A 13,114-nucleotide genomic window follows, 5' to 3' on the forward strand; every position below is an offset into this window, starting at 1 on the left:
AGGACAAACAACATAATATTATTTAATATCTTGGTATAATTGGGAGACTTTATTTTGATACTCCTCTTCGGTGAGAATGCCATTATCTCGCGCTTCTTTTAATTTTTGCTTTTTCGAGAGTTTTTCGCGTACAGCATTTTCAATAGATTGTAATTTCGCTTCATATTCATCCGCATCTAAAATGCCAGATGTAAAGGCTTCTTGTAATTGATTACTTTTCTCTTCAATTAATAACTCAATTTCTCGTTCATCAATTTTGTCTTCTAAATTCTCTTTTTTCTTTTCAAATTCTTCTTGACTGATAATATCTTTTTGTAACGCCTGTTTTAATTGATCAATTTCTTCTTTGATTTCAGCAATTGCCTGCGATCGCGCGGTAGAATAGGCACTAACATCCACAGTTTGCTTACTAGCGGCGGACTCCTCAAAATTAGAAGAAGATTCGGGGGAAATACTAACTCGTTGTAAATTGAGATTTTCTTGTAAATGACGAATTAAATCTCGTTCTAAAACTAACGCCCAACTTGCGCCAGCAAACCCCGTAAAAATGGTAAAACCTCCTGTAAACATGGCGGTAAATCCAGCGCCAGCAATATTTCTAACCCATTTTCCCACTCGCGTCTCGATAATAAATTCTCTCGCAGTAGTCGGGTTACTCGACCAATAAATATTCACCTTAAATGCTAAATTAGTACCAAAGATAGTTCTTAGAAAGCCTGTTTTTGCGGCTTGGACAAGATAAACATCTCCCGTTTGAGTGCTGTCCACTTCATATTCCTTTTCTTTGAACCAGACAATAACATCACGATAGACTTTTGATAGGGTTTCTTGGTCACTGGCAATAAAATAGTGTTTGGTCATAATACCCCTCCTGAGGCGAGGTTTGCTTTGAGGTTGCTATGTTAATAATATCCTTGATTTCCCAACACTTACTATGAAGCCAACCGAACAAATCCTTTCGCAACTGACGGGTGATCCCTTAACAGGCTTACGAAAAGCCGATCAAATGTGGTCGCGTCTGAGACAGAATGATCATGAAATCCCGCAAGTGGTAACAACGGCTACAGAAAATTTAGCTGGTTGTGAATTTGATGTTCTTATCTGTGGTGGCACCTTGGGCATCTTACTAGCCACAGGATTACAACAACGGGGCTTTAAAGTGGGGGTTTTAGAACGAGGAATTTTGCGCGGACGGGAACAAGAATGGAATATCTCTCGTCAGGAACTACTAGAACTTGTGGAACTAGGGCTTTTTAGTGAGGAAGAATTAGAAAGCGCGATCGCGTCTGGTTATAATCCCGGTCGTGTCGCTTTTCATCAGGGGATTGAACTTTGGGTAAATGATGTCCTTAACATTGGCGTTGATCCTGTAATTCTCCTTGATCTCTTCAAACAAAAATTCCTCAACCTCGGCGGAACATTACTGGAAAAAACTGCTTTTGCTAGTGCCACAGTTCATCCCAATGGCGTGAATCTTCAAACCCATGAAACCACCCTCACCACAAGACTCTTAGTGGATGCTATGGGGCATTTTTCCCCGATTGTGAAGCAAGCTAGGGGAGGGGAAAAACCAGACGGAACTTGTGTAGTGGTAGGGAGTTGCGCTGATGGCTATTCTAAGAACGAAACAGGGGATTTAATCACTTCCTTTACCCCCATTCAAAATCAATGTCAGTATTTTTGGGAGGCTTTTCCAGCCAAAGATGGACGCACCACTTATTTATTCTCCTATCTCGATGCCGATCCTGCTCGTCCCAGTTTAGAATTTTTTATGGATGAATACTTCCGCCTATTACCTGAGTATCAACAGGTGGAACTTTCCCAGCTAGACTTTAAACGGGTATTATTTGGCTTCTTCCCTGCTTACCGCAAAAGCCCGTTACGAGTCCCCTGGTCACGCATTCTTCCTGTGGGAGATAGTAGTGGCATTCAATCACCTGTGAGTTTTGGCGGATTTGGGGCAATGATTCGGCATCTTTCTCGACTCACTTATGGCGTTACAGAAGCCTTAAATGCGGATACCCTTTCCCGACAAGATTTAGCCTTATTACAACCCTATCAGCCTAATATCTCTGTAACATGGCTATTTCAACGTACAATGAGTGTCGGAGTCAATCAAGAACTGTCACCCAACCAAATTAATGATCTCCTCAGTGGGGTATTTACTGCTATGAATGAGTTAGGAGAGGATGTTCTCAAGCCATTTTTGCAAGATGTGGTGAGGTTTTCAGGATTGACCCAAACTTTAGCCTTAACTTCTGTGAAGCGACCTGAGATTGTTTTTCCTGTCATTCCACAAGTGGGGATTCCGCCCTTATTAGATTGGTTAGTTCATTATGTGAATTTAGGGCTGTATAGTGGTTTATTTCCCCTCAGTAAGCCCTTTGTCTCTTCCCTTAAGAATCTTTCCCCCAAACAGCAATATCGCCTGAAACGGTTAATTGAGGCTTGGCAATATGGATCAGGACAGGATTAGTAAGCTGATGAATAAAGGATTGTCAGGATACACCATTCAGGAAACGATCGCGCAACGAACTCATACTATTATTTTCCGTGGTATTCGAGAAACTGACCAACAGCCAGTGATTATTAAACGCCTAAAAGCAGATAATCCTGACTTAAAACAGATTCAGCGACTACAACATGAATATGAAGTAACCAAAAACCTTGATGATGAAGGAGTCGTAAAAAGTTATAGCCTTGAACCTGATGGCAATAGTTTGGCTCTCATTTTAGAAGATTTTGGCGGTCAATCCTTATCCGAATATCTTTTGGGTTATGAGCTTCCCTTAGCAGAATTTTTCCACCTTGCTATCCAGCTAGCAGATATCCTCGCCCAACTCCATCCCCTTCCCCTCATTCATAAAGATATCAAACCTAGTAACATCATTATCAATCCTGAAACCCAACAGGTCAAACTAACCGACTTTAATCTTGCTATCCAAGCCCCTTTTGAATACCCATCTGCCCAACATCCAAATACGATCATGGGGACACTTGCTTATATTTCCCCAGAACAAACGGGACGGATGAATTGTTATCTCGACCATCGCAGCGATTTATATTCTCTTGGGGTGACTTTTTATGAAATGCTCACAGGGCAATTACCCTTTACCAGCGCTAACCCCTTAGAGTTAATTCATGCCCACTTAGCAGAGTCTCCAGTTCCTCCTCATCATCACCGTTCAATTCCCCTTGCCCTATCTCATCTTATCCTGAAGATGTTAGCGAAAAAAGCGGATGAGGGCTATCAAACGGCAACAGGATTAAAGTATGATTTAGAACGCTGCTGGCAACAATGGGAAGAACAGGGGGAGATGGAAACGTTTGAGTTAGGAACGCGCGATCGCGCCTCTGCTCTCATTATCCCTCAAAAACTCTACGGAAGAGAGGCAGAAGTACAAGCCCTACTCGATACCTTTACCCAAGTGAAAGCGGGAAATACCACCGTTTTCATGATTTCGGGGTATGCAGGAATTGGCAAAACCTCCATTGTGCAGGAAGTGCGACCTTCTCTATTAGAAGCCCAAGGGCATTATCTTGGTGGCAAATTTGAGCAATTAAAACGAGATACCCCTTATTTAGCCATTACCCAAGCCTTTCAGGATGTCATCCGACAGTTACTCACTGAAAGTGAAGAAAAATTAAGCAGTTGGCGAGAGCAAATTCAAGCTACTTTAGGAAATAATGGTCAAGTAATCATTGATCTCATTCCAGAAGTAGAATTACTAATTGGAGAACAGCCGTCAGTTCCTACCCTAGAAGGAGAAGCGGCTCGAAATCGTTTCCATCAAGTTTTTCGGGATTTTGTGAAAGGGTTATGTCAACAGCCGCTGGTTTTATTCCTTGATGACTTACAATGGGCAGATTTTGCCTCTTTAGAATTACTCCAAGATTTACTCAGTGATGACACGATTCATTCTTTACTGGTAATTGGGGCTTATCGTAATAATGAAGTTCAAGCGACACATCCCCTTATTCCGACGTTAGACAAAATTGAAGCCCAGCCTCATCTCCAGTTTCAGGAAATTATTGTTACCCCTTTAAAACAGAATCAGGTACGAGAATTAATTAGTGATACCTTAAAAGGAAAAGCTGATGTAGAAAGCCTGGAACAACTGAATAATTTAGTTGTAGAGAAAACCCAAGGTAATCCTTTTTTTATTAATCAGTTTTTGAAAACACTACACGAAGAAGAATTACTAACTTATAGCCAACAGCACGATCAGTGGTTGTGGAATTTTGAAGTTATACAAGAAGTCGGGTTAAGTGATCTCAATTTAGTAGAGCTTCTGGTGAGAAATTTACAAAAATTGCCACCACCCACGATAGAAATCTTAAAAATTGCTTCTTGTCTCGGGAATCAGTTTACCTTAGAAGCCTTAGCGATCATTACTGAATCTTCTTTTTCACAGATTGAGAAAAAGCTCCAAATAGCTATAAAAAAAGGATTCCTTATTCCTAATAAAGAAAAAAATCATGATCTCACTTATCAATTTTTACATGATCGGATTCAGCAAGCGACTTATTCTTTAATTCCGCAAGAGCAAAAACAATTAACTCATTTGGATATTGGCAAAAAATTACTAAAAGAGACTGATCTTTCTCTAGATGATGAGAAACTTTTTATCATTGCTAATCAAATTAACTGTGGACAAAACTTATTAACCAATCGTCAGGAAAAAGATGAGCTAGCAGAAATTAATTTAAAAGCAGGGAGAAAATCGAACGCAACCACAGCGTATCACCTAGCAACATATTATTTAGAGTCAGCAGTTAATCTCTTAGATGAGGAAAGTTGGAATCGTCAGTATGACTTAACTTTAAATATTTATTTAGAGTTGGCTGAGAGTTACTATTTATTAGCTAATTTTGCCAAAGCCGTATCTTTTATAAGCATTGGAAAAGATCAAGCAAAAACAACCTTAGAACAAGTTAAATTTATCAAGATAGAAATTAAAATTAATTTAGCACAATCAGAATTTAATTTAGTATTAGAAAATGGTAGATATGTGCTAGAGAAGTTAGGGATTGATTTAGTTGAGTCTCCTCCCAAAATTACGAATATAGAGGAGCTAAAAAACTTACCGATTATGAATGATCCGTCTCTAATATTAGCGATGGAAATTCTTAATTTAATTTATGCTCCTGCTTGCTTTTCAGACAGCGCGATCGCGCTCCCAACGCTTTACACAATGCTTGATTTATCTCGAAACTATGGTAACTCCCTTAGCACGCCTTACGCTTATGCAGTTTATGGAAATATAGTTGCTTGGATGTATCTAGATATTGAGTTGGGATATCAATTAGGTCAATTAGCATTAGAAATTGTTGATCAATTGCAAGCACCAATTATTTCACCTCAAGTTAATGTTGCGGTTTATATTAATTTAGTTTATAAAAAGAGACATATTGAAGAAACAATTAATCCATTATTTAACTCAATCCAAAAATCTCTAGAATTTGGAAATATTGAATTTGCTTGCCATAATGCAAATTTTTATTGTGAACATATCTTAGCAGTAGGAAGAAATTTGACTCAAGTTCACAAAGAACAAATTAAATATATCAACTTTATTGCCAGCGCTGAACAAAACCATCAACTCTATTTAAGCAAAATCAGCACTCAAACTGTTGCCAATTTAATTGCTACCCCTGATCTCCAAGTCGAGTTAACAGGAAAATTCTTTTCTGAAGTAGAAGATAGTGAATATTTAATCAAAATTGATAATCGGATATTACTTTTTTATGTTAATTACTATAAAGCCTTTCTTTACTACTTACGGCGCGAGCCTGAGGAAGCAGCTTACTATTGTAAAACAGCATTAAACTACTCTGGTTTTATTAATGCTCAATTTCTATTTACTGAGCATAACTTTTTCTATTCTTTAGCCCTTTTAGGTCAATACTCCTATGGTAGTGAAGAATTTTCCCAAGAAGATCAAATACAAGTAACAGAAAACCAAGAAGTAATGCAAACATGGGCTTACCACGCCCCCATGAATTTCCAATATCGCTACGAACTGGTAGAAGCAGAAAAAGCGCGAGTTTTGGGAGACACCTTACAAGCAATGGACTTATATGATGCTGCCATTGCAGGGGCAAAAGAAAACGGTTTTATTCAATATGTCGCCCTTGCCAATGAACTCGCTGGAGCATTTTATTTAGAACTAGGACGAGGAAAAATTGCCCAAACTTATCTCGCAGAAGCCCATTATGCCTATCGCCGTTGGGGTGCAAATGCTAAAGTTAAACATTTAGAAAACCAATATCTTCAATTCCGCCTTGAACAAACTATTCCCCAACCGAAAATTAAAAAAGATATCAGCATTGATTCTACCACCAGTAGTGATACCCAAGATTTAGACTTAATGAGTATTATCAAGGCTTCTCAAAGTTTAGCTGCAGAAATTATCCTTGATGACTTATTAGGAAAATTAATTCAAATTGTCGTAGAAAATGCGGGAGCGCAATTAGGTTACTTAATTTTAGAAAAAGAAGGTCAATTATATCTTGAAGCCTCTGCCCACAGTGAAGAAATTCATAGTTATCAGTCTCTACCCATTCAAAATAGCCAACAACTACCGCTTTCCATTATTAACTATGTGGTGCGAACCAAAGATAACGTCATTTTAGATGAAGCGACAACCGAAGAATTATTTAGCCGCGATCCTTATATTACCAAAAATCAGCCCCAATCAGTTTTATGTACTCCCATTTTGAATCAAGGGGAATTATTAGGTCTCATTTATTTAGAAAATAATTTAACGAGTAATGCCTTTACTGATGATCGTCTAGAAATCATTAATATCCTCTCCTCCCAAGCAGGAATTTCCATTAAAAATGCCATTCTTTATGAGGAAATGAAAACCCTCAATACTGACTTACAAGCCACTAAAGAAGCCCTCGCTGAATCCAATCGGAATTTAGAACAAAAAGTGCAAGAACGCACCCAGAGTCTGTCTGAAACCTTAGAAGTCTTAAAAGCGACTCAAGCGGAATTAAAATTTGAAAATCGCCTCTTACGCAGTGAGGAAGACTTTTCTGAGTATGATTATCAAGTGGGGGGAAGTCTCCCCATGAATGCACCCACTTATGTGGTAAGAGCGGCCGATCGCTATCTTTATCAAGCCTTACAACAGGGAGAGTTTTGCTATATTCTCAATCCACGACAGATGGGGAAATCTAGTTTAATGATTCAAATGATGCACCATCTGAGAAATGAGGGTTGGGGTTGTGCGGCGGTAGATTTAACTCGCATTGGCAGTGAAGAGGTGACGCTGAATCAGTGGTATAAGGGGTTGGCGGTGGAGTTATGGAAAAACTTTGGCTTGTTGAGAAGCATTAATTTGAAAAGTTGGTGGAATGAACAGTGGGAGTTATCCCCAGTGCAACGGTTTAGTCAGTTTTTAGAGGAAGTTGTGTTGGGATATGTAGAAGCGGAGAAAATTGTCATTTTTATTGATGAAGTGGATGCGGTATTAGGGTTAGATTTTTCGGTGAATGACTTTTTTGGCTTAATTCGGGCTTGTTATAATCAGCGTCGTCTTGATGAAACCTATCAACGGTTAACGTTTGTATTGTTAGGGGTAGCAACGCCATCAGATTTAATGTCCGATTTTCAAAGAACGCCCTTTAATATTGGTCGCCAGATTACCTTAAACGGGTTTAAGCAACATGAGGCGCAACCGTTGTTGGAGGGGTTAGCAGATCAGGTGAAAAATCCACAAACAGTGTTGAAGGCGGTGTTAAGTTGGACGAATGGACAGCCGTTTCTGACGCAGAAAATTTGTTGCTTGATTCGCAAGACTTCAGAGACAATTCCTTCGCAGCAAGAGGCGCAATGGGTAGCGCAGTTAGTAGAAGACAGGATTATTCACAATTGGGAAGCGCAAGATGAACCAGAACATTTAAGAACTGTGCGCGATCGCGTTTTAAATGCTTCCTCTCCCCGTGATCAAATTTTAGGTCTTTATCAGCAAATTTTAGAGCAAGGAAGTGTGACCGCCCAAGAAACCATAGCAGAGAAGGAATTACTTTTATCAGGATTAGTCGAGAAAGAGGACGGTGATTTGCAAGTGAAAAACCGTATTTATGAAACAATTTTTAATCAGGATTGGGTACAAGAAAAAAGATTAAAACTTCATTATTAAACTAATTAAGTCGTTTTTCCCAAAAGCTAGAAGCAATCTTCCCTTTTAATAAATAATCATTTCCCAATTGTTCCCAACTGGTTTCTTCTAAAATTAAAGCCTCTGTCATTTGTTTGAACTCTAAATCTCCCACAGGAGAGGGTGCTGCTACACCCCCAATAATTTTTGGGGCAATAAAGGCAAAAATTTGCTGTACAGCTCCTTCTTTAATGGCTTTAGCTCCTAAATTTCCCCCACATTCCCATAAAACTTTTGCTAATCCTCGCTCATAAAGATATTTCATTACAGTTTTTGGGGTTAAAGGGGATAACTGATAAACTTCTACCCCTTGCTTTTCTAATTGCTTTTTGACCGCTAAATTTTCCGTTTCTGTTAGGACTAACGTTGACGCTTCTTCCGTCTGAAAAATACGAGCCTGTGGTGATAAATTTAATCCCTGTGTCATAATAATTCTTAGGGGATTATGAGAGGTTAATTGATGGGTGGTTAAATAAGGATTATCTTGACGAATGGTATTGCCCCCTACAATTACCGCATCACATTGAGCACGTTCTTGATAGACTCGCTTTCGTGCTGGAATATCCGTTACCCAAGCACTATGTCCAATTGTGGTGGCAATTTTGCCGTCTAAGGTCATAGCATACTTGAAAATGCCGTAAGGACGCTGATAAAGCACTCGTTGAATAAATCCAGCATTGAGTTCAAGACATGCCTTTTCCTCAACTCCCACAACAACCGAAATTCCTGCCTCTTCTAGCCGTTCTTTACCCCCAGAAGCCGTTTTATTTGGGTCAGCCATTCCCATAATCACTTTAGCAATTCCTGCTTGAATAACAGCTTCTGAACAAGGGGGAGTGCGTCCATAATGATTACAGGGTTCGAGATTAACATAAAGGGTCGCTCCTTGAGCCTTTTCCCCAGCTTCTCGTAAGGCAAAGACTTCCGCATGAGGCTCTCCGAAGCTAGGATGATAGCCTTCTCCTACAATTTTGCCATTTTGGACAACTACCGCACCAACCAAAGGGTTAGGAGAGGTTTTGCCCATTCCTTGACAGGCAAGTTGAAGACACCGTTGCATCATGGCTTGATCAAAAGGAGTCCCAATTGTTGGAGATAACATTGACTGATCCATGGGGTAATTTTAATGTATAGCGTTTCTTAAGTCTGTAAAGGAGAAGGACAAAGGACAAAACCATTAAGAATGTAACTCATGAGAGTTAAAAACTGTTGTATAAGTTTTTCTAATCAATAATCTCTCGAAAATCCTAGAAAACTTATCTAAAAATTGTTAAGGTAAAGTGGCTTCGCCAAAATTTCCTTTCCAAAATGGTTAATTATGAGTGTAGAAACAATCGCTAAAACCGCCTCTTTCGCAAAATCTTCTTGTCAGTCTAAAGTACTAACGGTATTTTGCGATTTTGATGGGCCCTTAGTGGATGTCTCTGATCGCTATTACAACACTTATCAACTGGCTTTGCATGAGACTTATCATTATTATTCCCGATTTGATCCATTTTTGAAGATTAATCCTCTCAGTAAGAAGGAATTTTGGCAAATGAAACAAGAACGCGCCAATGATCAAGAAATTGCCCTGCGTTCTGGCTTAAAAGTGCAACAGATTCCCTATTTTGTTCAACAAGTACGCTCCATTGTTAATGATGTCTCTCTGTTGACGAAAGATAAATTTCATCGGGGAGTGAATTGGGCTTTAGCGTTATTACACTCTCAGGGGGTGCGTTTAGTGGTGGTAACCTTACGTTGTCAAGATCAGGTGAGTCAAATTTTAACCAATTATGGCTTATTGCGGCTGTTTAGTGGCGTTTATGGGACAACTGATGCCATGGCTGCTTATAGTAATAATATCGAGTGTAAAACTGCCCTGTTGAAAAAGGCTTTAGCCGAACACCAAACTCATCGCACTTGTATGATTGGAGATACAGAAGCGGATATTTTAGCGGCAAAAGCTATGGGAATTAGCGCGATCGCGCTTACTTGTGGTATCCGCAGTTACAATTATCTCCAACAGTTTGAACCTGATCAAATTGAGAGTAATTTCCTTACTACAGCTTATCATTTGCTTGCTGATCCAACTCCTTAAGGGTAGAAGTTATTCCTCACTGGTTCACGAAGAAATCTCCCACTGATTAACTGTTATGACCACTACCACCCTAAATCTCAACCCGATTATTCAATTAACGAAGCAGCAATTCTATTCTTTATGTGCAGCCAATCCTGACACAAAGCTAGAACTTAATGCTAACGGAGAATTAATTGTTATGTCCCCCACAGGCGGAGAAACCAGTGCTTGGAATGCGGAACTGAATGCTGACTTAGTAATCTGGAATCGCCAAACAGGGTTGGGAAAAACGTTTGATTCCTCTGGAGGATTTTCTTTACCCAATGGCGCACAGCGTTCTCCTGATGCAGCTTGGATTCCTTGGGAAAAATGGGATGGACTCACGTTAGAAGAGAAAAAGGGATTTTTACCACTGTGTCCTGATTTTGTCATCGAATTACTCTCCCCTTCCGATTCTTGGAAACAAGGAACCGAGAAAATGGAAGAATATCTAGACAATGGCTGTCGCTTAGGTTGGCTACTAGAACCAAGAAACAAGCGAGTTGCCATCTATCGTCCCCAACAAGCCGTAGAAATTTTAGAAAATCCCAATTTCCTCTCTGGAGAAGAGGTCTTGAAAGGATTTACCTTAAATGTTGGCAAAATTTGGCAGTAAAAGTCCTGTAAATTAACTGTTATGACAACTACCACCCTGAATCTCAACCCCATCATTCAATTAACGAAACAGCAATTCTATTCTTTATGTGTAGCCAACCCTGACACGAAGCTAGAACTCAATGCTAACGGAGAATTAATTGTTATGTCCCCCACAGGCGGAGAAACCAGTGCTTGGAATTCTAAACTGATTGCAGCTTTAGTGAATTGGAATGAAGAAACTGGGTTAGGACAAACGTTTGATTCATCTGGGGGATTTTCTCTACCCAATGGCGCACAACGTTCTCCTGATGCAGCTTGGATTCCTTGGGAAAAATGGGATGGACTCACTTTAGAGGAAAAACAGGGATTTTTACCCCTATGTCCTGATTTTGTCATCGAATTACTCTCTCCTTCCGATTCTTGGAAACAAGGAACTGAGAAAATGGAAGAATATCTAGACAATGGCTGTCGTTTAGGTTGGCTATTGGAACCAAGAAACAAGCGAGTTGCAATTTACCGTCCTCAACAAGCCGTAGAAATTTTAGAAAATCCTAATTACCTGTCTGGAGAAGATGTCTTAAAAGGATTTACGTTAAATGTTGGCAAAATTTGGCAGTAAAAGTTTTTCCACTGAATTCACCTTAAATGCTTAAATTTGTCAATTTTTGGGTAAGATAGAGTTATAGACCTGATTCAGATGGATTCCTATGCTACAAGATTCTCAAGCAATTCGTTATTATCAACACCTAACGGATGCCATGGTAGATTATTGGCATCGGGGCTATGGCTTTAATGAGCTTCGCCTTTATCTGAATGGTTACTTGGCTGGGTTACGTTCAGCAGGTGTTCTTGAACCCTATCAAGTTAATAGGTTAGAAGAAGAGTCAGAACGGTTTTTGCGCGATCGATCTAATTTTGAAGAGGTGGAAACCCAAACGGAAGTAGATTTTTATTAAAGTGGTTTGTCTTTAAATCAAATGTGATCGAATAAACTCCTGAACTTGAGTTAATCCTTCTTGAGTTTTTAAGTTCGTAAAGACAAAGGGTCGTTCTGGACGCATCATTTTGGCATCTCGTTCCATCACCGTGAGATCAGCCCCCACATAAGGAGCGAGGTCAATTTTATTAATGACAAGTAAGTCAGATTTGGTAATTCCTGGCCCTCCTTTGCGTGGAATTTTATCCCCTGCTGCTACATCAATCACGTAAATGGTAATATCCACTAATTCGGGGCTAAAGGTTGCTGCGAGGTTATCGCCCCCACTTTCCACAAAAAGCAACTCTAAGGGCTGAAATTTGCTTTCTAACTGTTCAATCGCGGAAAGGTTAAGGCTGGCATCCTCTCGAATTGCTGTGTGCGGACAGCCCCCTGTTTCCACTCCAAAAACGCGATCGCGCTCTAGCGCCTGAGAACGCACTAAAAATTCTGCATCCTCTTGAGTATAAATATCATTTGTCACCACGGCAATATTACAGGACTCTCGCATGGTGTGACAGAGTAAATTAAGTAAGGCAGTTTTTCCTGATCCCACTGGCCCAGCAATTCCTACTCGTAGCGTTGGATTCATCATTTAACTCCGAAATAAACGGCTATACTGAATTTCATGTTGCATACTGGCAAGCCCTAGCCCCCAACTACAACTGTATAAGTCCTCATCGGGTAATACTAAAATCTCAGCAGTCGTGATTTCCATTAAGGGGTGCAACTCCTGTAATAACTGCTGCCCTGCTGTTTGTCCTAATGGAATTAATTTTACCCCAGCATTAACCATATTGGTTGTCCAACTGTGAAGATGACCGAGAATTGCTAAATTTTCTTCAATTTGCCAATGGGCGGAGGCAATTCCTAGCGCGATCGCGTAATTATAAGACTTTCCTAGAGCTTGAAGACGAGGTTCTAAAGTCGAGGAATTTTTGTCTAATGCTAATAATAAGCGAATCAGGCTATTTCCCATTTGCCAACTTTGTTCCCGTAATTCTGAAGTTTCTTTAACCGCACTACTCCACTGATTCCAATACTGTATGGTGTCTATTTCCCCATTTAACCAGCCATGATAAGCCCGTAACATCAACGCTGTTTCTAAACGAATTGCGCCATGAGATAGTTCTTGGGATAACCAGTGTGATAAATCGCTTTGATTGCGAATCCATTGTTGTTCAATTGCCGTTTCTAAGCCTTCAGAGTAACTATAAGCGCCTAAAGGTAAAGCTGAGTTAGATAATTGTAATAATTTTAAAATCACGATTA

At 39.8% G+C, this 13,114-nt stretch carries 10 protein-coding genes; 6 read left to right on the forward strand and 4 right to left on the reverse strand.

Annotation, left to right across the window (positions count from 1 at the left end; genetic code table 11):
- Positions 1-18 precede the first annotated feature (18 nt).
- Entirely contained in the window at positions 19-861 is an 843-nt protein-coding gene (locus FRE64_RS01520; protein ID WP_146294346.1) for an SHOCT domain-containing protein, read from the reverse strand.
- A 73-nt stretch (positions 862-934) separates the two neighbouring features.
- Between FRE64_RS01520 and FRE64_RS01525 the strand changes: the two genes are divergently transcribed.
- Positions 935-2,476 carry an FAD-dependent monooxygenase family protein gene (locus tag FRE64_RS01525; RefSeq protein WP_146294347.1) on the forward strand — a complete coding sequence of 514 codons (1,542 nt, stop codon included), beginning with the start codon at positions 935-937 and terminating at the stop codon, positions 2,474-2,476.
- Between the two features lie 7 nt (positions 2,477-2,483).
- Positions 2,484-8,153, forward strand: coding sequence for an AAA family ATPase (locus FRE64_RS01530; RefSeq protein WP_146294348.1), 5,670 nt, complete (start codon positions 2,484-2,486; stop codon positions 8,151-8,153).
- A 1-nt stretch (position 8,154) separates the two neighbouring features.
- On the opposite strand, the gene ribD is transcribed toward FRE64_RS01530, so the two are convergent.
- Complete coding sequence (gene ribD / locus FRE64_RS01535; protein ID WP_222597846.1) at positions 8,155-9,273, reverse strand: bifunctional diaminohydroxyphosphoribosylaminopyrimidine deaminase/5-amino-6-(5-phosphoribosylamino)uracil reductase RibD; 1,119 nt, start codon at positions 9,271-9,273, stop codon at positions 8,155-8,157.
- 216 nt (positions 9,274-9,489) lie between these two features.
- On the opposite strand from ribD, the gene FRE64_RS01540 reads away from it, so the two are divergent.
- From FRE64_RS01540 to FRE64_RS01555, 4 genes are all read left to right on the forward strand, one after another.
- Positions 9,490-10,251 carry an HAD family hydrolase gene (locus tag FRE64_RS01540; RefSeq protein ID WP_146294350.1) on the forward strand — a complete coding sequence of 254 codons (762 nt, stop codon included), beginning with the start codon at positions 9,490-9,492 and terminating at the stop codon, positions 10,249-10,251.
- A gap of 55 nt (positions 10,252-10,306) precedes the next feature.
- Positions 10,307-10,885 carry a Uma2 family endonuclease gene (locus FRE64_RS01545; protein WP_146294351.1) on the forward strand — a complete coding sequence of 193 codons (579 nt, stop codon included), beginning with the start codon at positions 10,307-10,309 and terminating at the stop codon, positions 10,883-10,885.
- Positions 10,886-10,906: 21 nt separating this feature from the next.
- Positions 10,907-11,485, forward strand: a complete 579-nt coding sequence (locus FRE64_RS01550; RefSeq protein WP_146294352.1) for a Uma2 family endonuclease — start codon at positions 10,907-10,909, stop codon at positions 11,483-11,485.
- Between the two features lie 88 nt (positions 11,486-11,573).
- Complete coding sequence (locus tag FRE64_RS01555; protein ID WP_146294353.1) at positions 11,574-11,822, forward strand: DUF6761 family protein; 249 nt, start codon at positions 11,574-11,576, stop codon at positions 11,820-11,822.
- Positions 11,823-11,834: 12 nt separating this feature from the next.
- On the opposite strand, the gene ureG is transcribed toward FRE64_RS01555, so the two are convergent.
- Together ureG and FRE64_RS01565 are read right to left on the reverse strand one after the other, a co-directional pair.
- Entirely contained in the window at positions 11,835-12,434 is a 600-nt protein-coding gene (ureG, locus tag FRE64_RS01560) for an urease accessory protein UreG (protein ID WP_146297239.1), read from the reverse strand.
- Positions 12,435-12,437: 3 nt separating this feature from the next.
- Positions 12,438-13,109, reverse strand: coding sequence for an urease accessory protein UreF (locus tag FRE64_RS01565; RefSeq protein ID WP_146294354.1), 672 nt, complete (start codon positions 13,107-13,109; stop codon positions 12,438-12,440).
- Positions 13,110-13,114: the final 5 nt, after the last annotated feature.

It is taken from the genome of Euhalothece natronophila Z-M001, from assembly GCF_007904085.1.
Taxonomy (GTDB): Bacteria; Cyanobacteriota; Cyanobacteriia; order Cyanobacteriales; family Rubidibacteraceae; genus Halothece; species Halothece natronophila.

Coding starts and splice junctions, on each gene's coding strand:
- FRE64_RS01520 (WP_146294346.1), bottom strand. CDS start 861: ATGACCAAACACTATTTTATTGCCAGTGACCAAGAAACCCTATCAAAA.
- FRE64_RS01525 (WP_146294347.1), top strand. CDS start 935: ATGAAGCCAACCGAACAAATCCTTTCGCAACTGACGGGTGATCCCTTA.
- FRE64_RS01530 (WP_146294348.1), top strand. CDS start 2,484: ATGAATAAAGGATTGTCAGGATACACCATTCAGGAAACGATCGCGCAA.
- ribD (WP_222597846.1), bottom strand. CDS start 9,273: ATGTTATCTCCAACAATTGGGACTCCTTTTGATCAAGCCATGATGCAA.
- FRE64_RS01540 (WP_146294350.1), top strand. CDS start 9,490: ATGAGTGTAGAAACAATCGCTAAAACCGCCTCTTTCGCAAAATCTTCT.
- FRE64_RS01545 (WP_146294351.1), top strand. CDS start 10,307: ATGACCACTACCACCCTAAATCTCAACCCGATTATTCAATTAACGAAG.
- FRE64_RS01550 (WP_146294352.1), top strand. CDS start 10,907: ATGACAACTACCACCCTGAATCTCAACCCCATCATTCAATTAACGAAA.
- FRE64_RS01555 (WP_146294353.1), top strand. CDS start 11,574: ATGCTACAAGATTCTCAAGCAATTCGTTATTATCAACACCTAACGGAT.
- ureG (WP_146297239.1), bottom strand. CDS start 12,434: ATGAATCCAACGCTACGAGTAGGAATTGCTGGGCCAGTGGGATCAGGA.